At 71.6% G+C, this 20,596-nt stretch carries 19 protein-coding genes; 14 read left to right on the top strand and 5 right to left on the bottom strand.

All coding sequences use genetic code 11. The features are described 5' to 3' along the window. The first annotated feature begins 172 nt into the window (after positions 1 to 172). The 7 genes from EL493_RS25700 to EL493_RS25670 all read left to right on the top strand — a co-directional run bounded on the left by EL493_RS25700 (position 173) and on the right by EL493_RS25670 (position 7,079). Positions 173 to 946, top strand: coding sequence for a class III extradiol ring-cleavage dioxygenase family protein (locus EL493_RS25700; RefSeq protein WP_022566375.1), 774 nt, complete (start codon positions 173 to 175; stop codon positions 944 to 946). Further along, entirely contained in the window at positions 943 to 1,878 is a 936-nt protein-coding gene (miaA, locus tag EL493_RS25695; protein WP_019048036.1) for a tRNA (adenosine(37)-N6)-dimethylallyltransferase MiaA, read from the top strand. The genes EL493_RS25700 and miaA overlap by 4 nt, the downstream gene beginning before the upstream one ends. Beyond that, positions 1,875 to 2,711: a TrmH family RNA methyltransferase gene (locus tag EL493_RS25690; RefSeq protein ID WP_022566376.1), complete on the top strand. Its 837-nt coding sequence runs from the start codon at positions 1,875 to 1,877 to the stop codon at positions 2,709 to 2,711. The genes miaA and EL493_RS25690 overlap by 4 nt, the downstream gene beginning before the upstream one ends. Before the next feature lie 44 nt (positions 2,712 to 2,755). Next, positions 2,756 to 3,646, top strand: a complete 891-nt coding sequence (gene dapF / locus EL493_RS25685) for a diaminopimelate epimerase (RefSeq protein WP_030202831.1) — start codon at positions 2,756 to 2,758, stop codon at positions 3,644 to 3,646. Between the two features lie 163 nt (positions 3,647 to 3,809). Then, positions 3,810 to 5,240 carry a GTPase HflX gene (hflX, locus tag EL493_RS25680; protein ID WP_051719540.1) on the top strand — a complete coding sequence of 477 codons (1,431 nt, stop codon included), beginning with the start codon at positions 3,810 to 3,812 and terminating at the stop codon, positions 5,238 to 5,240. A 97-nt stretch (positions 5,241 to 5,337) separates the two neighbouring features. Beyond that, positions 5,338 to 6,240, top strand: a complete 903-nt coding sequence (locus EL493_RS25675) for a lysophospholipid acyltransferase family protein (protein ID WP_019048032.1) — start codon at positions 5,338 to 5,340, stop codon at positions 6,238 to 6,240. A 95-nt stretch (positions 6,241 to 6,335) separates the two neighbouring features. Continuing rightward, positions 6,336 to 7,079: a pirin family protein gene (locus EL493_RS25670; protein ID WP_022566377.1), complete on the top strand. Its 744-nt coding sequence runs from the start codon at positions 6,336 to 6,338 to the stop codon at positions 7,077 to 7,079. Between the two features lie 6 nt (positions 7,080 to 7,085). Here the strand turns inward: EL493_RS25670 and lexA are convergent, their stop codons facing one another. After that, complete coding sequence (gene lexA, locus EL493_RS25665; RefSeq protein ID WP_378770441.1) at positions 7,086 to 7,727, bottom strand: transcriptional repressor LexA; 642 nt, start codon at positions 7,725 to 7,727, stop codon at positions 7,086 to 7,088. 306 nt (positions 7,728 to 8,033) lie between these two features. Here lexA and EL493_RS25660 point away from each other — a divergent pair, with 306 nt between their 5' ends. The 3 genes from EL493_RS25660 (at position 8,034) to nrdR (ending at position 10,570) form a co-directional block, all read left to right on the top strand. After that, complete coding sequence (locus tag EL493_RS25660; RefSeq protein WP_022566379.1) at positions 8,034 to 8,672, top strand: hypothetical protein; 639 nt, start codon at positions 8,034 to 8,036, stop codon at positions 8,670 to 8,672. A gap of 148 nt (positions 8,673 to 8,820) precedes the next feature. Beyond that, on the top strand, positions 8,821 to 10,041 hold the full coding sequence (locus EL493_RS25655; RefSeq protein WP_022566380.1) for a hypothetical protein: 1,221 nt from the start codon (positions 8,821 to 8,823) through the stop codon (positions 10,039 to 10,041). A gap of 58 nt (positions 10,042 to 10,099) precedes the next feature. Further along, a complete protein-coding gene (gene nrdR / locus EL493_RS25650) occupies positions 10,100 to 10,570 on the top strand; it encodes a transcriptional regulator NrdR (RefSeq protein WP_019048029.1) in 471 nt (156 codons plus the stop codon). A gap of 27 nt (positions 10,571 to 10,597) precedes the next feature. Here the strand turns inward: nrdR and hrpA are convergent, their stop codons facing one another. Next, on the bottom strand, positions 10,598 to 14,785 hold the full coding sequence (gene hrpA / locus EL493_RS25645) for an ATP-dependent RNA helicase HrpA (protein ID WP_019048028.1): 4,188 nt from the start codon (positions 14,783 to 14,785) through the stop codon (positions 10,598 to 10,600). Between the two features lie 191 nt (positions 14,786 to 14,976). Here hrpA and EL493_RS25640 point away from each other — a divergent pair, with 191 nt between their 5' ends. Continuing rightward, a complete protein-coding gene (locus EL493_RS25640) occupies positions 14,977 to 15,618 on the top strand; it encodes a Pr6Pr family membrane protein (RefSeq protein ID WP_019048027.1) in 642 nt (213 codons plus the stop codon). 54 nt (positions 15,619 to 15,672) lie between these two features. Further along, on the top strand, positions 15,673 to 16,896 hold the full coding sequence (locus EL493_RS25635) for an aminotransferase family protein (RefSeq protein ID WP_019048026.1): 1,224 nt from the start codon (positions 15,673 to 15,675) through the stop codon (positions 16,894 to 16,896). Between the two features lie 34 nt (positions 16,897 to 16,930). Here EL493_RS25635 and EL493_RS25630 read toward each other — a convergent pair whose 3' ends face one another. Beyond that, the gene (locus EL493_RS25630; RefSeq protein WP_051719527.1) at positions 16,931 to 17,425 is read right to left on the bottom strand and encodes a GNAT family N-acetyltransferase; all 495 of its coding nucleotides are present in this window, start codon (positions 17,423 to 17,425) and stop codon (positions 16,931 to 16,933) included. 116 nt (positions 17,426 to 17,541) lie between these two features. Between EL493_RS25630 and EL493_RS25625 the strand changes: the two genes are divergently transcribed. After that, positions 17,542 to 18,132 (top strand): DUF5134 domain-containing protein, encoded by a 591-nt coding sequence (locus EL493_RS25625; protein WP_019048024.1) that lies wholly within the window; start codon positions 17,542 to 17,544, stop codon positions 18,130 to 18,132. A 58-nt stretch (positions 18,133 to 18,190) separates the two neighbouring features. Next, positions 18,191 to 19,204: an RskA family anti-sigma factor gene (locus tag EL493_RS25620; protein WP_019048023.1), complete on the top strand. Its 1,014-nt coding sequence runs from the start codon at positions 18,191 to 18,193 to the stop codon at positions 19,202 to 19,204. 1 nt (position 19,205) lies between these two features. On the opposite strand, the gene EL493_RS25615 is transcribed toward EL493_RS25620, so the two are convergent. Beyond that, complete coding sequence (locus tag EL493_RS25615; RefSeq protein ID WP_019048022.1) at positions 19,206 to 19,907, bottom strand: PhzF family phenazine biosynthesis protein; 702 nt, start codon at positions 19,905 to 19,907, stop codon at positions 19,206 to 19,208. 118 nt (positions 19,908 to 20,025) lie between these two features. Then, on the bottom strand, positions 20,026 to 20,565 hold the full coding sequence (locus EL493_RS25610) for a carboxymuconolactone decarboxylase family protein (RefSeq protein ID WP_019048021.1): 540 nt from the start codon (positions 20,563 to 20,565) through the stop codon (positions 20,026 to 20,028). Between the last annotated feature and the right edge of the window lie 31 nt (positions 20,566 to 20,596).

Here is a 20,596-nt window from a genome sequence, read left to right as displayed (position 1 = left end):
GCGCGATCGGATGCCGGATTTCCTGGGATTTCGTCCCGTGCGACGTGGGTGGTCGCACCTGAAAACACTAGCAATCTCACCGGGCATCACCGCGCCGGACACTCGCAGACCACACCCCGCTCGCGCGGCGGCGGGTGGCGCCGGGTGCCGGTGCTCCGGCTACGGTTACCGCGTGTTCTCGATAGCGGCCCTGGTCCCGTCGCCGCCGATGCTGGTGCCCGAGCTGTGCGGGCGGCCCGCGGCATCCGGTGGTGATCCCGACGACCCGACCGTCGCGCTGCGCGCCGCGGCGCTCGACGCCGCGGCCGCGCTGGCCGCCGCCGCGGACCGCTGGACGGTCGTCGGCGTCGGCGCGCACGACCAGAACTTCGCGCCGGCGACCAGAGGGACCTTCCGTGGTTTCGGCGCCGACGTCGTCGTCGGCCTCGGTCCGGCGGGCCGCGCCGAGCCGCCGGCAGACGCCCAGCTTCCGCTGCCGGTGCTGATCGCCGGATGGTTGCGCGAGCGGGTCGCGCCCGGGATCACGGTGTCGGCGCGACTGCTCGCCGCCGACACCGCCCCGGCCGAGTGCGCGGCGGCGGGTGCCGCGCTGCGCGCCGAACTCGACGCCGAGCCCGCGCCGCACGCGGTGCTCGTCGTCGCCGACGGCGCGGCCACGCTGACCGTGGCGGCGCCGGGCTATCTGGACGAGCGCGCGGCGCCGGTCCAGCACGCGCTCGACGCCGCGCTGCGCACCGGATCGCGCGCCGGACTGGCCGCGCTCGACCCCGCGTTGAGCGCGGAACTGCTGCTCGACGGACGCGCCGCCTACCAGGTACTCGGCGGTCTGTTCGCCGCTGATCCGGCCGATCCGCGGGTGCGTACCCTCTATCAGGGCGCACCCTATGGCGTCGGCTACGACGTGAGCGTGTGGCAACCGGTCGGACAGGAAGGGACGCAGGAGTGACGAGCTGGGCGAAGCGCCCCATCGCGGTCGTCGGCCCCACCGCCACCGGCAAATCCGATCTCGCGCTCGACCTGGCCGAACGGCTCGGCGGCGAGATCGTCAACATCGACGCGATGCAGCTGTACCGCGGCATGGACGTGGGCACCGCGAAACTGCCGCCCGCGCAGCGTCGTGGCATTCCCCACCACCTGCTCGACGTCCTCGACGTCACCGAGACCGCGACGGTCGCCGCCTATCAGAGCGCCGCCAGCGCGATCGTCGAGGACATCATGGCGCGCGGGCACACCCCGGTGGTCGTCGGCGGCTCGATGATGTACGTCCAGGCGCTGCTGGACCAGTGGGACTTCCCGGCCACCGACCCCGAGGTCAGGGCCCGCTGGGAGGCGCTGCTGGCCGAGGGCGGCACTCCCGCCGTGCACGCGGCACTGCGCGCGGCCGACCCGGTCGCCGCGGCGACCATCCTGCCCACCGACGGCAGGCGGATGGTGCGCGCGCTCGAGGTGGTCGAGCTGACCGGGCAGCCGTTCGCGGCGTCGGCGCCGACCATCGGCCCGCCGCGCTGGGACACCGTCATCCTCGGCGTCGACCGCGAGACCGCGGCGCTGGACGCGCGCATCGAGGCGCGCACGGCGCTCATGTTCGACACCGGCCTGGTCGAGGAGGTGCGCGCGCTGATCGAGGTCGGGCTGCGCGACGGCCAGACCGCCCGCCGCGCGATCGGCTACGCCCAGGTGCTGGCCCATCTCGACGGCGAGTACGACCTCGCCCACGCCCGCGAGCGCACCCTCATCGGCACCCGCCGGTATGTGCGCAGGCAGCGGTCGTGGTTCCGCCGCGATCCCAGGGTGCGCTGGGTCGACGGCGCCGATCCCGAGCTCGCCGCGACCGCGCTGGCACAGCTCGACGAACCGACAGGACGGACAGCGCAGTGACCCGACGAGTGAGTACCCGCAACGCCTCGGTGCAGGTGTGGCAGGCCTATCTCAACAACCGGACCAAACGTCATCGTGACGGCCGGTTCCTCGTGCAGGGCGTGCGCCCGATCACCCAGGCGCTGGCCAACGACTGGCCGTTGGAGACGCTGCTGTATCGCCTCGGCACCCCCGAGCTGTCCAGCTGGGCCCGCGAGGTCCTCGACACCGCCGACGTCCCGCAGGTGGGGCTGGTGCCCGAGCTCATGGCCGAGCTGGGGGAGAAGACGGCCGGTTCGCCCGAGATCGTGGCGGTCGCGGTGTCGCGCCAGCCGGATCTGGCCGACTACGCGCCGGGTGAGCCGGGCGAGGACGCCCCGGTCGTGGTCGTGTTCGACCGCCCGAACTCGCCGGGCAACCTGGGCACGCTCATCCGCTCGGCCGACGCGTTCGGCGCGTCGGGCGTGATCGTCACCGGGCACGGCGCCGACCAGTTCGACCCGCAGGCCGTGCGCGCCTCCACCGGCTCGCTGTTCGCGGTCCCCGTGCTGCGTGCCGCCGGCCCGGGGCAGGTACTCGAATTCCGCGACCGGCAGGTGGCCCGCGGTATCCCGACCCGCATCGTGGGCACCGACGAGCACGCCCCGAGCACCATCTACGACTACGACTTCACCGAGGCCACCATCCTGGTGGTCGGCAACGAGACCAGCGGCATGAGCCAGGCCTGGGCCGAGGCCTGCGACGACCTGGTGACGATCCCGATGGGCGGTACCGCCAGCTCCCTCGGTGCGCCCTCGGCCGGCGCGATCAGCCTCTACGAGATCGCCCGTCAGCGACGCACCTTCGCCCGGTAACCGGCCCCGCGGACCCGCAGGGAAGAATGGACGACGTGTCCGACATCGAATTCAGCAAGGGCCACGGCACGCAGAACGATTTCGTCGTGCTGCCCGACCCGCAGGGCCGCCTCGACCTGACCGTCGAGCGCGTCGCGGCGCTGTGCGACCGGCAGCGCGGTCTCGGCGCCGACGGCGTGCTGCGGGTGGCCAGGGCGGGCGCGCTCGTCGCCGCCGGTGTGCTCGCCGAGCTGCCCGCGGGCGTCGCCGAAACCGACTGGTTCATGGACTACCGCAACGCCGACGGCTCGATCGCCGAGATGTGCGGCAACGGTGTCCGGGTGTTCGCGCACTACCTGAACGCCTCGGGCCTGGAGACCCGCACCGAGTACATCGTCGGCAGCCGGGCCGGTGCGCGGCCGGTCGTGGTGCACGTGGCGGGCCCGGTCGACGGCGAGGTCACCGTCGACATGGGCCTCGTGCGCGAACTCGGCCCGTCGACCGCGACCCTGGGCGGCTGGGCCCTGGCCGGCATCGGCATCGATGTCGGCAATCCGCACCTGGCCTGCGTCGATCCCGCGCTGACCGCCGACGCGCTGGCCAAGCTGGATCTGGCGGTGTCGCCCGGCTTCGACCCCGACCTGTTCCCGCACGGCGTCAACGTCGAGATCCTCACCGCGCTCGACGCCGACAACGCCGTGGACATGCGCGTCTACGAACGCGGCGTCGGCGAGACCCGCTCCTGCGGCACCGGCACGGTGGCCGCCGCGGCGGCCGCGCTCACCGCGGCCGGTGTCTCGGTGGCGACCGGATCCGGCGAGGTCACGGTGCGCGTGCCCGGCGGCCGCGTGCGGGTCACCGTCGACCAGGGCCGGGCGTGGCTGCGCGGCCCGTCGGTGCTGCTGGCGAGCGGCACGCTGTCGGCGGACTGGTGGAACGCGCAGGAGACCCGATAACCGGATGCGTGCCGTCACCGTGACGTGGCAGCATGGAAGGCGTATGACGAAACCAGAAAACCCCACAGAACCCACCTCGGCCGAGCACACCACCGCGGCCGAGCCCGACGTGGCCGCCGATCGCGGCGACGTCGACGACGCGCTGGCCCGCCACGCGGCGCGCATGCAGCGTCCCGGCTGGTCACCCGAACCCACCGTCGGCGAGATGCAGCTCGACGAGCGCTCCTCGCTGCGCCGCGTGGCCGGGCTGTCCACCGAACTCACCGACATCACCGAGGTCGAATACCGGCAGCTGCGCCTGGAACGGGTCGTGCTGGTCGGTGTCTGGACCACCGGCAGCGCCGCCCAGGCCGAGAACAGCATGGTCGAGCTGGCCGCGCTGGCCGAGACGGCGGGCTCGGAGGTCCTCGAGGGCCTCATCCAGCGTCGCGACAAGCCGGACCCGGCCACCTACATCGGCTCGGGCAAGGCCGAGGAACTGCGCACCGTGGTCCTCGAGACCGGCGCCGACACGGTGATCTGCGACGGTGAACTCACCCCGGCGCAGCTGACCGCGCTGGAGAAGGTCGTCAAGGTCAAGGTCATCGACCGGACGGCGCTGATCCTCGACATCTTCGCCCAGCACGCCACCTCCCGCGAGGGCAAGGCCCAGGTCGCGCTCGCGCAGATGGAATACATGCTGCCGCGCCTGCGCGGCTGGGGTGAGTCCATGTCCCGCCAGGCCGGTGGCCGGGCGGGCAGCAACGGCGGTGTCGGTCTGCGTGGTCCCGGTGAGACCAAGATCGAGACCGACCGCCGCCGCATCCGCGAACGGATGGCCAAGCTGCGCCGCGAGATCCGCGAGATGAAGACCGCCCGCGACACCATGCGCGCCCGCCGCACCGGCAGCGGTGTGCCCGCGGTCGCGATCGTCGGCTACACCAACGCGGGCAAGTCCAGCCTGATGAACGCGCTCACCGGAGCGGGCCTGCTGGTGCAGGACGCGCTGTTCGCCACCCTCGACCCGACCACCCGCCGGGCCGCGCTCGACGACGGCCGCGAGATGGTGTTCACCGACACCGTCGGCTTCGTCCGGCACCTGCCGACCCAGCTGGTCGAGGCGTTCCGCTCGACGCTGGAGGAGGTGACCGGCGCCGACCTGCTGCTGCATGTCGTCGACGGGTCCGATCCGCTGCCGCTCGAGCAGATCAAGGCGGTGCGTGAGGTGATCACCGACGTGATCAAGGAGCAGGGCACCACCGCGCCACCGGAACTGCTGGTGGTCAACAAGATCGACGCGGCCGACCCGAACGAGCTCACCCGGCTGCGCGGGCTGCTGCCCGACGCCGCGTTCGTGTCCGCGCACACCGGCGCGGGGGTGGAGGAGCTGCGCGAGCGGCTCTCGGAGGTGCTCGGCGGCCTCGACGTGGACATCAGCGTGCTGCTGCCCTACAGCCGCGGCGACCTGCTGGCCCGCATCCATGCCGACGGCCGGATCATCTCCTCCGACCACGAGGAGGGCGGCACCAGGGTCCGCGCGCGGGTACCGCACGCGCTGGCCGCGGCGCTGTCGGAATTCGCGCATGCGGGTCCGGCGGAGGCTGTGCCGAGCTGATCCGGTCGGCTCGGGTTGCCGCCCGGTAGCGGCCAACATCGATGCGACACAATCATTTACGGGCGCTATGGTCGATTGTCGACAGCAGGAGGGTGTTATGTCGAATGACCAGCGGGGTCCAGGAACAGGGAACGAGAACAAGGCGGGATCGGTCGGGCAGGGCGACCGGACCCTGTCCGACAACGCGCCGCTGAAGCCGACGCCGAGCGAGTGGGAGATCCGCGCGTTCGAGGCGGTCTTCGCACCGGTGCGCGCATGGGCGAGCCCGCGGTTCTACGGCCTGGACAACATTCCGGCCGAGGGCCCGGTGCTCATCGTGGCCAACCACAATCTGCTCGGCGGGATCGACGCGCCGCTGCTGATGCCGGCGATCCTGCGCGAGCGGGGCAGGCTGGTGCGCGGCCTGGCCGAGCACGTGCTGATGGTGCCCGGCGTGCGGGAGATCCTGCATCGCTTCGGCGCGGTGCGCGGCACCAGGACCAACTGCCTGACCCTGCTCGAACAGGGCGAGGCCGTGGTCGTGTTCCCCGGCGGTGGGCGCGAGGCGATCCGGCGCAAAGGCGAGAAGTACGTGCTCAAGTGGGAGGGCCGCACCGGGTTCGCGCGGATGGCCATCCAGGCCGGCGTGCCGATCGTGCCGCTGGCCATGATCGGCATCGACGACGCGCTCGACATCGTCTTCGACGGGCAGCATCCGGTGATGCGTCCGCTGCGCTGGACGTGCAGCCTGCTCGGGATCAACCCGGAGCTGAATCCGCCGATGGTCAAGGGCATCGGCCCGACGCCACTGCCGCGTCCGGAACGGTTCTACTTCTCCGCCGGTACGCCGATCGACCCCACTCCCTGGCTCGAGGCCGACGATCTCGACGCCGCGGCGGCCGATCTGCGCGATGTCGTGCGCAAGGGCCTCGAGGAGGAACTGCAGTTCCTGTTCACCGAGCGGGACCGCGACTCCGGTCGCACCCTCGCCGGGCGCCTGCGCGAGGCCCTGCCCTTCTGACCCGGACCGCCGGTCGGCGTCGTGGAATGTCCACGGCGCCGACCGCGTTGTCGGAGCTATACGGACTCAGGTCCGGATAGCGGAAGGTGGCGGTGATGGCGACAGCGAATGTCCGGGTGGTCCCCGGTGCGGACCGTTTCCACTGGTGGAACGAGTGGCTCGACTCCCGCCAGTCCTTCCCGGCGACCGGCAACTTCGTGCTCGAGGACAACGCGCACGGCCTGCTGCTGGTGCACAACGAGGACACCGTGGGCCCCGGCGAGGGCTTCGACACCCACCAGCATCGCGACACCGAGATCCTCACCTGGGTGCTGGAGGGCACCGTGGTGCACCAGGACTCGGCCGGGCACTCCGGGGTGATCCATCCCGGCCTGGCGCAGCGGATGAGCGCGGGCACCGGCATCCGGCACTCCGAACGCAACGGCGCGGGCTATCGGGAACGCGAGCGCCTGCACGTCGTGCAGATGTGGATCCCGCCGGACACTCCCGGCGTCGCGCCGAGCTACCAGGAGCTCGACATCGCCGGCGAGCTGCGCCGCAACACGCTGGTCCCGGTCGCTTCCGGGATGCCGCGCTACCGGGGCGAGGCCGCGATCGGGATCGGCAACCGCCACGCCACCTTCCATGTGGCGCGCCTGGATCCCGGACAGTCGATCACCGTGCCGGACGCGCCGTACGGCCATGTGTTCCTCGCGCGCGGCGCGGCCGACTTCGAGGATCACGGCCCGCTCGCGCAGGGTGACGCCGTGCGCCTGACCGCGTCCGGCGGCCATCGCGTCACCGCGACGACCGCCGCCGAACTGCTGATCTGGGAGATGGACGCGTCCGTGCGCGGCTGAGCGCGCTCAGATCTTGCGGATGACGGTGACGACCTTGCCCAGGATTTGCGCGTCGTTACCGGGAATCGGTTCGAAGTGCGGGTTGTGCGGCATCAGCCACACGTCCTTGCCGGTGCGCTTGAAGGTCTTCACCGTCGCCTCGCCGTCGATCATGGCGGCCACGATGTCACCGCCCTCGGCGACGTTCTGCTGCCGCACCACGACCCAGTCGCCGTCGCAGATGGCCGCGTCGACCATCGACTGGCCGACGACCTTGAGCAGGAACAGCGACCCGTCGCCGACGAGCTCGCGGGGCAGCGGGAAGACGTCTTCCACCGCCTGCTCGGCGAGGATCGGCCCACCGGCGGCGATCCGGCCGAGGACCGGGACGAAGGTCGGGGTCGGCCTGCTGGGGTCGACCTCGTCGGCCGGTTCCACCGGCAGCGTCGTCACCGAGCGCACCGCCTCGTCCAGACCGCGGACATTCACCGCGCGCGGACGATTCGGGTCGCGGCGCAGGTAGCCCTTGCGTTCGAGAGCCCGCAGCTGATGGGCCACCGAGGAGGTGGAGGTGAGGCCGACGGCGTCGCCGATCTCGCGGATGCTGGGCGGGTAGCCGCGTTCGGTCACCGAGGTGCGGATGACGTCGAGGACCGTGCGTTGACGCACGGTGAGATCCGCCCCGGATCCCGATGTGACGGTGCCGGTAGCGCTTTCGTCACCCGTGTCGTCTGTGTGGGTCACCGTGTCCCGCCCTTCCGCTGGTCGAATTCGCGTTTCCGAGGCTAGTCGTGCCACGCCGAAGTATCAAACATCTGTTCGAGCATGTCGGGCGTTTCGTGCTGACATCGCCGCCGCCGCGTGGTAGAAATCGAACATCAGTTCGTCGCACACATGTTCGAACAATGTGTGACACAGCGGCTTCACCAGCTCTTTCCCACGGCAACGGAGCACACCACCCCGGAGGTTCTTCCGATGAGCACAGCGACCAGCGCCCTGCAGTCCTACGAGTCCGTCGCCTACCCCGAACCCGTCGTCCGGCGCCGTCGCGGCGCGCGGCCGCGGCGCCCGTTCGCGCTCGTGCGCGGCGCGGGCTCGCCGGTGCGTCCCGCCGCTCCCGCGCCCCGGCCGCCGGCTCCGCGGCCCGAGTTCTCCCGTGGTCCCGTGGCGGAGGTGTTCGCCGCGTACGGCGCGAGCGGTCCGGCCGCGGCCAGGAAGGTCCTCGCCGCCGCGGCCACCCGGCCCGCCGACGCCGAGCTCGATCACGCCTTCGCCACGGTGCCGCAGACCGATTCGCCTCGACCACGGCGGGCGGCGGTTCGTTCCGATCGCGGTCCGCGCGCGGTGGGGTCGCGCGGAGCTGTGCTGTACGCGAGTGTGTCCGGGGTCGGGCGGGCCAGGGGCGCGCATCCGGTGCGCCGGGTCGAACAGGCGCAGTGGGGGTTCGCCGCACTGGCGGTGACCGCCTTGCTGACCGCCCTCGTCGTGGTGGGGCTGCTCGGCTTGGCGCACATGCGGTCCGGTGGGTTCGCCGATCGGGTCGAGCCCGTCGTGCCCGGGATCTCCGCACCGGTGGAGGGTGCGGCGACCGAACTGTCCGGGACAGTTCGGTGAGCTGAAAACCGCTGTACAGGTGATGTTTTCGCGATGATTCAGCGCGGTTCCGGGTGCCGGACTCGCCGAATCGCACACCAAAATTAGAACGTGTTGTTACGGTGACGGGCATCCTGAACCGAGGCGGGTAGGGCCTCGGCACCGCTGGATGCGAGGTCATGTGCGCCGCTTCTCGATCGTTGTGCTGCTCGGTCTGTTCCTCGGCGCGCTGCCGTCGCCGCCGGTCCAGGCCACTCCCGTCTACGCGGAGTATCTCGACCTGCCCGCGCTCAACGCCGACGGCGAGTTCGGCGGCGGACTCCACCCGGCGCTCCCGCTGAGCGCCCCGCCTCTGCTCGCCGCGCTCACCGCGGCCCGCGCCGACGGAATCGCCCCGACCCGCTATGCCACGCTGCTGCACCAGTATTGGCTCGTCGTCGCCACCGACAACGCGGGCGTCGACTACGCGGACTGGGAGCCCTACCGCGGTATCGCCGCCAACACCGGCACCTTCACCCAGGTGTATGTCAACTACTTCCGGATCGCCGCCGCGCGCCCCGACTTCTACTGGGCCGGACTGGCCGGGATCGCGGGCGGCTCCTTCGCCTCCGGCTTCTTCGACGTCGGCGACATCGGCGGCGTGCTGTCGCTGGCCGGCATCCACGAACTCGGCACCGTCGTCGCCGACCTGCTGCGGGCCACCCCGCCCGACCTCGTCGCGGCGGTGCCGGCCGACATCGCGGCCCTGGCCCTGCACGCGCCCCGCCTGACCGAGGCCGACCTCGCCTGGTATCAGACCCGGCTGATGATCATGCAGAAACACATCTTCATCGATCTGGTGCCCCAGCACGAGGCCTACCTCGCCGAGGGCATGGCCGGCATCGAGGAGCTCTACGCGGCGGGCCTGATCGACGCGGGCATGCACACGGCCTGGACCGGGATCGACAGCGGCACCGCGGCGGGCCGCGTCGACGCGCTGCTGCGGATGACCGACCGCGAACAGAACCACATCGTCCCCGACCAGTGGGATCAGACCGCCCTCGGCCGCGGCGGCCTGGGCCGAGTGCTCACCTACGTCACCACGGTGGCGGGCAAACCCGCGGTCCCCGGCACCCGCGCCCCCGGCGTGTACGCCCCGGCGACGGTCCGCGCGGGCGGCCTCGGCCTGCGGATTCCGCTGCCCGACTTCAACTGGGCCGATCGCGACAGCCGCTGGGCCTACCTCACCGCCGACCTGGTCCCGCGCCATCTCGACCTCACCGCGGACCCGGCGCGCGCGGTCTCGGTGTACACCGACCCGTTCCCCGACAAACTCGCCCGGGGCCGGATCCTGGCCCGGTTGCCGGAGCTGATCGCGGACCTGACCACGCAGTGGCAGGTGGTGCAGTAGTGACAGGTATTCTGTCAAGTGCCATGGAGTAGCGTCGCATCGACGAAGGAACCCTCGGATGCATTGCCCGTATTGCCGACACCCTGACTCGCGAGTCGTCGACTCGCGTGAAGTCGAGGAGGGCACGGCCATCCGCCGTCGGCGGTCCTGCCCGACCTGCGGCCGCCGGTTCACCACCGTCGAGACCGCGATCCTGTCGGTGGTCAAGCGCAGCGGCGTCACCGAGCCGTTCAGCCGCGAGAAGGTGATCGTGGGTGTGCGCCGGGCCTGCCAGGGCCGCGAGGTCGACGACGACGCGCTGAACCTGCTCGCCCAGCAGGTCGAGGACGCGGTGCGCGCCAAGGGATCTCCCGAGGTGCCCAGCCACGAGGTGGGTCTGGCCATCCTCGGACCGCTGCGCGATCTGGACGAGGTGGCCTACCTGCGTTTCGCCTCGGTGTACCGATCCTTCACCAGCGCCGCCGATTTCGAGCGCGAGATCACCGAGATGCGCAAGGCCCGGTCCGCGGCCGGGGCGACGACCGACTGACCGTCGCCGCCCACCCGCAATTCCGGATCAGCGCCGGATCGCGCCGATCGCCTTCTCGATCCGCTTGGCCGACACCGGGTACGGCGTGCCCAGCTTCTGCGCGAACAGGCTCACCCGCAGCTCCTCGATCATCCACCAGATCTCGGTGACATCGCGCGCGTTCTTCCGCCCCTCGGGCAGGCTGCGCACCAGCTTGTCGTAGGCGGCCAGCATCCGGTCGATCTCGACCATGCCCTGGCGGTCCCGGACCGCCGAGCCGGGCAGCGACTCCAGGCGTTGCGCGGCGGCGAGCAGGTAGCGGGGCAGTTCCCGCAGCCGGGCCCGGCCCCATTCGGCGACGAAGCCGGGGAACAGCAGGTCGTCCAGCTGGTGTCGGACATCGTCGGCGATATCGGTCTCGGTGGTCTCGGCCAGCGCCGCACGCGCCTGGTGCGCGGCCGACAGGACCGGCGCCACGGCCCGGATGAGTCCGGTCACCGCGGTCGTCAGCTGGGGCCGCACGGTGGCGACCAGCGCGTCGAACTCGGCGGGGGTGCGGACCGGACCGCCCGCAGCGGCGATCAGCTCGTCGGCGGCGGCGATCCGGCAGTCCTCGACCAGTGTGTCCAGTGAGCCGTCCGGGTTCTGGCTCAGCGCGAGCCGGTCGGCGGCGGGCAGTCCCGCGGTGACCGCGCGGGTGGAGGTGGGGATCGCGGCCAGCAGCAGGGTGCGCACGCCGGCGCGCATGGCGGCGGCCTGCTCGGCGGGTGAGCTGAGCACGCGGACCGCCACGCCTTCGGCCTCGGGCACCAGCGCGGGATAGCCGGTCACCGTCTGCCCGGCGACCTTGCGCTGCACCGTCTCGGCCACCGCGCCGAGCGACTCGGAGGTCCACACCGTGGCCGGGGCGCGTTCGGCGCCCGCCGTGACCCGGGCGACCGAGGCCGACACCTGTTCGGCCAGTTGAGTTTTCAGCTGGGCCAGGTTCTTGCTCTTGGCCAGCACCGCACCGCGCCGGTCGACGGCGGCGAAGGTCATCCGCAGATGATCGGGCAGCGCGGTGGGGGACAGGTCCTCGGCGGCGATGGTCACCGCGCCCAGCCGCGACAGCTCCCTGGCCAGGCCGGTGCGCAGCGGTTCGGACCGTGGCACCAGCTCGCGCAGCGCCGCGGCCGCGAAATCCGGGGCCGGAACGACGGTGCGGCGCAAGGTCTTCGGCAGCGTCTTGATGAACGCCGCCGCCAGTTCCTCGCGCATACCGGGCACCAGCCAGTCGAAGCCGACCGCGCGCACGTGCGCGAGCTGCTCGACCGGAATGCGCACGGTGACGCCGTCGTCGTCCTGGCCGGGCTCGAACTGGTAGGTCAGCGGGAAGCTGAGCTCGCCCTGGCGCCACGAGTCGGGGAAGTCGGTCGGGTCCAGCGCGGCGGCGCCCGCGTTGACGACGGTGTCGGTGGAGAAGTCGAGCAGCGTGGGGTCGCCGCGTTCGGCCTTGCGCCACCAGCTGTCGAAGTGCCGCACCGAGACGATGTCGGCGGGCAGGCGCCGGTCGTAGAACTCGAACAGCACCTCGTCGTCGACGAGGATGTCGCGGCGGCGGGCCCGGTGCTCGAGATCGGCGACATCGTCGATCAGGGCCCGGTTGCGGGCGAAGAAACCGTGCCGGGTCTGCCATTCGCCCTGCACCAGGGCATGCCGGATGAACAGTTCGCGCGACAGTTCCGGATCGATGCGGCCGTAGTCGACGGGACGGCCGGTCACCAGGGGCACACCGTAGAGCGTGGCCCGCTCGTAGGCGCGGGCGGCGCCGCGCTTGGCCGACCAGTGCGGCTCGGAGTAGGTGCGCTTGACCAGGTCACCGGCGAGGCGCTCGGCCCACTCCGGTTCCACCTTCGCCGCGATCCGGCCCCACAGGCGGGAGGTCTCCACCAATTCGGCCGCCATCACCCAGCGCGGGGGCTTCTTGGCCAGCGAGGAGCCGGGGAAGATCATGAACTTCGCGTTGCGCGCGCCGAGGAACTCCCGCGATTCCGCCTCGCGCACACCGATGTGCGACAGCATGCCCGCCAGCAGGGACTGGTGGATCTGCGCGCTGGGCCACGGCATGGCCGCCTCGGCGTCCGCGACGGCCGGCTGCGCGGAGGTACCGCCGCGCGAGCGGTCGGTGTCGCGCCGCGAACGTCCGCCGCGTCCGTCCTTGCCGGGGTTGCCGCCCTGGCCGGACGATTCGGGAAGTGCCCGTTCGGTGTTCGACCGTCCGCGCCGTCGCCGGCTCCCGCGTTCCGCCGTGGGCTGTTGTTCGTTCCCCTGGCCGCGTCCGTCCTCGGTGCCGCGGTCCGCGCCGGTCGCCGTGTTCCAGCCGAGCCCACGGGTGATGGTGCGCAACTGGCCGTGCAGGTCCTGCCATTCCCGGATCCGCAGGTAGTGCAGGAACTCGTCGCGGCACATGCGACGGAACTGGTTGGACGACAACGACTTGCGCTGTTCGGTCAGATAGTCCCACAGCCGCAGGTAGGCCAGGAAGTCCGAGCCGTCGACGGTGAAGCGCGCGTGCTGGGTGTCGGCCGCCTGCTGGTGCTCGACCGGGCGTTCGCGCACATCCTGGATCGACAGCGCCGCGACGATCACCAGCACCTCGTCCAGGCAGCCGTTGCGCTGCGCCTCGACCAGCATGCGCGCCATGCGCGGGTCGACCGGCAGCTGCGACATCTCCCGGCCGATCGGCGTCAGCGTCAGGTGACCACCCGAATCCGCTTCCGCGTCCACGGTTTTGGCGCTGCCGTGGGCCAGCGCGCCGAGTTCCTCCAGCAGCGCGATGCCGTCGCGGATGGCCCGGCGATCGGGCGCCTCGACGAACGGGAAGCTCTCGATGTCGCCCAGGCCCAGCGCGGTCATCTGCAGGATGACCGCCGCCAGATTGGTGCGCAGGATCTCCGGTTCGGTAAACGCGGGCCGCGACTCGAAATCGTCCTCGGAGTACAGCCGGATACAGATGCCGTCGGCGACACGGCCACAGCGGCCGGACCGCTGCCGCGCCGAGGCCTGCGAGACCGGTTCGATCGGCAGCCGCTGGACCTTGGTGCGCATCGAATAGCGCGAGATGCGGGCGGTACCGGGGTCGACGACGTAGCGGATGCCCGGCACCGTCAGCGAGGTCTCGGCGACATTGGTGGCCAGCACCACCCGGCGGCCGGTGTGCGGGGCGAAGACCTTGTGCTGCTCGGCGGCCGACAGGCGCGCGTAGAGCGGCACGATCTCGGTGCGGGCCAGCTTCAGGTCGCGCAGCGCGTCGGCGGTGTCGCGGATCTCGCGCTCACCGGACAGGAACACCAGCACGTCGCCGTCGCCCTCGGCGAAGAGTTCGGTGACGGCGTCGGCGATGGCGTCGGTGGGGTCGCGGTCGACCACCCGGGTGTCCTCGTCGTCCTCGTCACCGGTGCCGGGCAGCTCCAGCGACAGCGGGCGATAGCGCAACTCCACCGGATAGGACCGGCCCGAGACCTCCACGATCGGCGCCGGAGTCCCGTCCGCGCCGGCGAAATGCCGGGCGAACAGTTCGGGATCGATGGTGGCCGAGGTGATGATCACCTTCAGGTCGGGACGCCTGGGCAGCAGCTGTTTGAGATAGCCGAGCAGGAAGTCGATGTTGAGGCTGCGTTCGTGGGCCTCGTCGATGATGATCGTGTCGTAGCGGCGCAGCAGCCGGTCGCGCTGGATCTCGGCCAGCAGGATGCCGTCGGTCATCAGCTTGACCAGGGTGCGATCGGAGGCCTGGTCGGTGAAGCGGACCGTGTAGCCCACCACGTCGCCGAGCTCGGTGCCCAGCTCCTCGGCGATGCGTTCGGCGACGGTGCGCGCGGCGAGGCGGCGCGGCTGGGTGTGGCCGATGGTGCCGCGCAGGCCGCGGCCGAGCTCGAGGCAGATCTTCGGGATCTGGGTGGTCTTGCCGGAGCCGGTCTCGCCGGCCACGATCACCACCTGATGCGCGGCGATGGCGGCGGCGATGTCGTCGCGGCGCGCGGACACCGGGAGCTGTTCGGGATAGGTGATCGCCGGGACCGCCGCGCGGCGGTTGGCCACCTTGGTCTCGGCGGCGGCTATCTCGGCCTCGAGGGCGGGCAGGTCCTCGGGGCGCGTCCGGTCGAGCTTGCGCCGGAGCCGGTGTTCGTCGCGCAGCGAGACCTCCGCCAGGCGGGTGCGCAGCGCGCGGGTTCCGGTGCTAGCTGTCCTGGTCATTGCGCCTACCAGCGTAGCGAAGCCCGCCACCGAATTTCCCGCCGCGCCCGCCGGGACGGCGGCGGGGGAGACCGACGACACACCAGGCGGGTCGGGTGGTCGGCCTGGCGCGTCGGGCGATCCCGGCGACGCGAGGACCGAAACGGGCTCGGTACCGGGGAGATCGGGCCCGCGCGTGCGAAGATCCGGGCATGGACGCAGCGGTGAGGACGGCGTGGTGGATCAGCGCGTACCGGCTCGGGTTCGGCGTGCTGGGGCTGGTGACGCTGCTGTGGATTCCGTTGCGCAACATCGACTCGGCGACCTTCTCGCTCACCAACTACCTGAGCTACTTCACCATCGAATCGAACGTCCTCGGTGTGGCGGTGCTCCTGGTGGGCGGCCTGGCAGCCCCGCAGAGCCACCGCTGGCAGGTGATCCGCGGCGCGGTGACGCTGTACATGCTCATCACGATGGTGGTCTACGCGGTGCTGCTGGCCAATATCGACGTGATGCTGACCGACAAGTGGATCAACGACGTCATGCACCGCTACCTGCCGCTGGTGCTGGTCCTGGACTGGGCACTGGTGGCGATGCCGCGGCGGTTGCGGGTCACCCCCGAGCTGATCGGGCAGTGGCTGATCTTCCCGCTGATCTACGGGATCTACACCCTGATCCGCGGCCCGATCGTGGACTGGTACCCCTACCCGTTCATCGACCCCCGCGGTCAGGGCTACCTGTCGATGACGCTGGGCCTGGTGGTGCTGACCCTGGTGTTCGCGGTGCTCGCGGTAGCCATGGCGTCGCTGGGTGACCTGCCCGCCTGGTGGCGGGCGCGCAAGTCCGCGGACTGAGACGTGCGCGAGTCCGGCGAGCGCGACCCGGCCGGTTCGGGTAAGTGTGGAGCCATGAACGCGCTCTGGCATGGATTCGCCGATATGGGTGCCGTCACGCGTGACGGTGCGTTCGTCGTCGCCCGCGGCGACGGCGCCTACATCTACGACACCGCGGGTACCCGCTATCTCGACGCCACGGCCGGGCTCTGGTTCGCCAACGTCGGGCACGGCCGCGCCGAGATCGCCGACGCGGTCGCCGCGCAGTTGCGCACCATCGCCCACTACTCCAACTTCGGTGACCTCACCGAGCCGCCGACCCAGGAACTCGCCGAGAAGCTGTCGGCGATCGCGCCGGTGCCCGGCAGCAAGATCTTCTTCACCTCGGGCGGCTCGGACTCGGTGGAGACCGCGGCCAAACTGGCCCGCCGGTACTGGCACGAACTGGGCCGCACCGACAAGAAGATCCTGGTCGGCCGCAGGCTGGCCTATCACGGCATGCACTACGCGGGCACCGCGATCGGCGGCCTGGCGGGCAACAAGGAGGGCTACGGCGAATTGGTCGCCGACACCCGCACCGTCGAGTGGAACGACGCGAAGGCACTGCTGGCGCTGATCGAGGAGATCGGCGCCGAGCAGATCGCGGCGTTCTTCTGCGAGCCGGTCATCGGCGCCGGTGGCGTCTACCTGCCGCCGGACGGCTACCTGGCCGAGGTGCGCCAGATCTGCCGCGACCACGACATCCTGTTCGTCGCCGACGAGGTGGTCACCGGGTTCGGGCGGATCGGCGGTTCCTGGTTCGCCTCCACCCGGTTCGGGCTCGAACCCGATCTCGTCACCACCGCCAAGGGCCTGACCTCGGGCTATCTGCCGATGGGCGCGGTGTTCATCGCGCCGCACCTGGCCGAGCCGTTCTTCGCGGGCGGCGTGTGGTGGCGGCACGGCTACACCTACGGCGGGCACGCGGGCGCGGCGGCCGCGGCGCTGGCCAACCTCGCCATCATCGAACGTGAGGGCCTGCTCGAGGAGGCGGCCCGGCTCGAGGCCACCCTGCACACCCTGCTCGCGCCGTTGGCCGAGCATCCGCGTGTAGCCGAGGTCCGCAGCGGTGTCGGCGCGGTCGCCGCGGTGCAGCTGGCCGATCCGTCCGAGGGGCCCGCGCTGGTGAAAACCCTGCGCGAGCACGGTGTCTCGGGTCGCGCGGCCGGGCAGGGCGCGATGCAGATCTCCCCGTCGTTCGTGATGACCGACGCCCAGGTCGGCGAGCTCGTCGACGGCTTCACCCGAGCTCTGGGCTGACCGCGGACGAGGCCCGCCGCGAGCCGGCGGGCCCTCAGTCCAGCACGCGGGTGAAGAAGCGGCTGTGCGGGTCGGGCACATAGCCCGCGAACGGCCCGCACTCGACGAAGCCGTGGCGTAGGTAGAGCCGGTGCGCGGGCGCGAAGAACGCGGCCGAGCCGGTTTCCAGGCTCAGGCGGGCGTAGCCGCGTCGCCGGGCCTCGTCGACGATCTCGGTCAGTACCGCGGCGGCCACCCCACGGCCGGTGAATCCGCCGGCGGTGCGCATGGATTTGATCTCCCCGTGCCCGCGGTCGAGTTCAGCCAGCGCCCCGCAGCCGGCCAGCTCGGTGCCCGCCCATGCGCTCCACACGGTCACCGCCGGATCGCGCAGGGCGGTCAGATCGAAGGCGTGCATGCTGCAGGCCGGGGAGTTCGCGGCCATCTCTCGGTGATGGCCGGTGAGCAGGTCGCGGGTCGCGGCACCGGACAGATCGTCGATCACGACGCGGAGGGCGGGTGCAGGGGCAGGCGGCACTGGATCGGGCATGTGTCCATGATCTGTCATCTGCCCGGCGCCACCGGCGGCCAGGTGCAAACTCGCCCGCGCGCGCCCCGGTGATGCGAGCATGGATGCACCGGGTGGTGACGCGAAGGTGGTGGGGTGTGGCCGAATTCGTCGAGCAGTACGCACTCGTGCGCTGGCCGGTGGTCGCGGCGTTCCTGCTCGCCACCGGCATCGTGGCGGCCCGGCTGACCCGGCGACCACCACCGGCCCATCGGGTCGACACCGCCTCCGACAGCGCCCACCTGCTGATGTGCCTGGTGATGCTGGCGATGCTGGTCTTTCCCGCCGCCACTCATCCGCTGGCCGTGCGCGGCCTGCTCACCGCCCTCACGGTGGCCTTCGCGCTGCTGCTCACCGAACGCGTCGTGGCCTGGCGCGCGGGCCCGGTGACCAGCACCGACGGGATCGCGGCGGTCGGATATCACACGGTGGCCGCGGCGGCCATGCTCTACGCGATGGCGGGGCACGGGGGCGATCACACCGGCGGGCCCGCGCCCTGGCTCGCGCTGGTCCTGGCCGCGTTGTTCACCCTCGACGCCCTGGTCGCGCTCGGTACGGCCGGTCACGGGACGCGCTGGCACCGGTTCACGCACCCGGCCGGCGCCCATCCGCTGACCTCGGCGCTGGTGCCGCACGTGGTGATGGATATCGGTACCGCCTTCATGCTGATCGCCGCGATCGGCCGGTGAATACCGATCCACAACCGCTCGCGCTGCGAATTGCCGTTGTGTGGACAGGAATTCGACGATGAACCGGCACCGTGGTTCCGGCCCGGCCGGCGGTGCCGGACCGCCGGTCCCCGAGATCCCGTCCGAGGCCGCCGACCGCGACGCGCTGCGCGGCCTCTACCAGGCCACCGGCGCCGCGGCCTTCGGCTTGGCGCTGCGGGTGCTGCACCGGCGGGGCGCCGCCGAAGACGTTGTCCGCGAGGGCTATCGACGGGTCCGCGGCACACCGTGGATCACCGACACCGACGACACCGAGCTGGTCGCCGGTCCGGCGCCCACCCCGGAACCGCCGCCCGACCTCGGGACGCCGTGGGGGCGTTCGGCATTCGCGGCCGGGCTGCGAACGGAGCCCGACGACTCCGCCGAGGACACCGCCGGCACCGACGACACCCGCTTCGCCGAACCCGCCACGCCGCCGCCGGATTGCGGGATCTTCAGCGCCGAGCAGACCTGGCTGCTCGCCCAGGTGCACCGGCTCGCGGTCCAGCGGCTGCGGCTGGACCGCCACGACCGCGACGACATCCCCTGGCTGGCCGCCTCGGCGCGCCTCGGCTTCGCCGACCCGCTCGACAGCCACTGCGAGGTGTTCGTGCTCGCCTACTACGGTGGACGGACCTACCGGGCGATCAGCCGGGAACTGGGGTTGCGCGTTCCGGTGGTCGTGCGGCTGCTGGCCGAAGGGGTGGACCGGCTCGCCGAGCAGCGGATCATCCGGTTCGGTACCGCCCAGCGCTGGCGGCCACCGGGCTCGCTGCTGACCCTGGCCGACGCCTACGCCCTGGACGCGGTCGCCGAACTCGAACACCACCACATCGAGAACAAGCTCGCCGCGATCAGCCCGCACACCCTCGCGGAGTTCGCGACCCGCGTCCGCGGTGTGCACGACGTGCTGGCCCACCTGGCCGCCGACGACCAGCGCACCCCGCCCCGGCACCTGGAGACCCGGATCCTGGCCGACGCGTCCGGTACCGATCCGGCGCGGCGCGCGCACTGGACCAGCAGGCCACCGTGGCTGCGCCGGTTCGGCGGTTAGCTCAGAGCACCACCACGTGGTCCTCGGCGACCCGGCCACCCAACCGGACCCAGCCGTCGGAATCCCACTCGGTGTAGAGCTGGGAGCCCCGGCCCTGGGTCACCACCAGCCCGCGCCGCAGCTGCGCGGTGAGCGCGACCGCCGCCGCACCGGTCGCCTCGTCCTCAGCGATGCCCATGGCCGGGGCGAACATCCGCGAGCGCAACGCGCCGCGCGGTTCGTCGGTCCAGGCCCAGAAGTAGTGCTGCCCCTCGGTGAAGCCGTCGGGGCGCAGCAGGGCCAGTTCCTGGGCCGAGTCCAGCTGGTGGAACACGAAATCCGGCGTCCACTCGGCGCGGGCCGTGATCCAGGTCAGGCCGTCGATCTGGGTGACGGCGACCGGTCCCGCGGGCACCTGCAGGGTGTGTACCGGCGTGCGCTGCACGGCCAGCCACCACGCGGTGCCGACACTGGGATGCCCGGCGAAGGGAAGTTCCACGGTGGGGGTGTAGATCCGGATGTCGGCGATGCCGTCGACCGGATCCTGCACGACGGTGGTCTCGCTGAAGCCCAGCCGCGCGGCCAGCTCCTGCTTGTCCAGCGCGACGACGTCGCCGGCGCGGGCGATGCCGAGCGCGTTGCCGAGCTGCCCGGCCGGATCGGTGAACACGCGGACGACCTCGACCTGGATGTCCGGGGCATCGGGCACATCATGTGCGTTCATGGGCGCGAGCCTACCGGCCCGGACAGGGCGCGGCCCGGACCGCGCGGCCGGGTCGTGTCCTCGGGAAACGATCGCGGCCCCGACCGGAAAACCGGTCGGGGCCGCGTCGAGAGCTCGCTCAGACGGCGGCGGTGGCCAGCGCCTCGGTGGACTGCACCGCCTGGCCGACACCGGCGACGATGGCCGCGGCGCGCAGCGACTCGAAGATCACCTCGCGCGAGGCACCGGCCTCACGCAGGGTCTTCTCGTGCGCCTCCAGGCAGTGGGCACACCCGTTGATCGAGGAGACCGCGAACGACCACAGCTCGAAATCGGCCTTGTCCACGCCCGGGTTGCCGATGATGTTCATCCGCAGACCGGCGCGCAGGTCGTCGTAGCGGCCGTCCAGGAACGCCTTGCCGCGGTAGAACACGTTGTTCATGCCCATGATCGACGCGGCGCCCAGCGCGGCCTCGTAGGCCTCGGCGGACAGCACGTCGGCGGCTTCCTCGGCGATCTCGCGCAGCGTGGTCGCCGAGCGGGTCGCGGCGGCCGAGGCCAGCAGGGTGCCCCACAGCTGCTGCTCGCTGAGCACCGTGGTGCGCGCGATCGAGGACAGGTTGAGCTTGAGGTCCTTGGCGTACTCGGGAAGTGAGTTCTTCAGGTTCTCGATGCTCATGACAGTGGGGCTCCTCTGGGGTGTTTCGGGG

Origin of the sequence: Nocardia asteroides (assembly GCF_900637185.1) — a bacterium.
In the GTDB taxonomy this organism is placed as follows: domain Bacteria; phylum Actinomycetota; class Actinomycetes; order Mycobacteriales; family Mycobacteriaceae; genus Nocardia; species Nocardia asteroides.
The sequence above is the reverse complement of the archived record's forward strand: the minus strand, read 5'-3'. Positions and strand labels throughout refer to the sequence as shown.

Coding starts and splice junctions, on each gene's coding strand:
- EL493_RS25655 (WP_022566380.1), top strand. CDS start 8,821: ATGCGAGGTCATGTGCGCCGCTTCTCGATCGTTGTGCTGCTCGGTCTG.
- EL493_RS25675 (WP_019048032.1), top strand. CDS start 5,338: ATGTCGAATGACCAGCGGGGTCCAGGAACAGGGAACGAGAACAAGGCG.
- EL493_RS25630 (WP_051719527.1), bottom strand. CDS start 17,425: ATGCCCGATCCAGTGCCGCCTGCCCCTGCACCCGCCCTCCGCGTCGTG.
- nrdR (WP_019048029.1), top strand. CDS start 10,100: ATGCATTGCCCGTATTGCCGACACCCTGACTCGCGAGTCGTCGACTCG.
- hrpA (WP_019048028.1), bottom strand. CDS start 14,785: ATGACCAGGACAGCTAGCACCGGAACCCGCGCGCTGCGCACCCGCCTG.
- EL493_RS25635 (WP_019048026.1), top strand. CDS start 15,673: ATGAACGCGCTCTGGCATGGATTCGCCGATATGGGTGCCGTCACGCGT.
- hflX (WP_051719540.1), top strand. CDS start 3,810: ATGCAGCGTCCCGGCTGGTCACCCGAACCCACCGTCGGCGAGATGCAG.
- EL493_RS25610 (WP_019048021.1), bottom strand. CDS start 20,565: ATGAGCATCGAGAACCTGAAGAACTCACTTCCCGAGTACGCCAAGGAC.
- EL493_RS25615 (WP_019048022.1), bottom strand. CDS start 19,907: ATGAACGCACATGATGTGCCCGATGCCCCGGACATCCAGGTCGAGGTC.
- EL493_RS25660 (WP_022566379.1), top strand. CDS start 8,034: ATGAGCACAGCGACCAGCGCCCTGCAGTCCTACGAGTCCGTCGCCTAC.
- EL493_RS25670 (WP_022566377.1), top strand. CDS start 6,336: ATGGCGACAGCGAATGTCCGGGTGGTCCCCGGTGCGGACCGTTTCCAC.
- EL493_RS25640 (WP_019048027.1), top strand. CDS start 14,977: ATGGACGCAGCGGTGAGGACGGCGTGGTGGATCAGCGCGTACCGGCTC.
- EL493_RS25620 (WP_019048023.1), top strand. CDS start 18,191: ATGAACCGGCACCGTGGTTCCGGCCCGGCCGGCGGTGCCGGACCGCCG.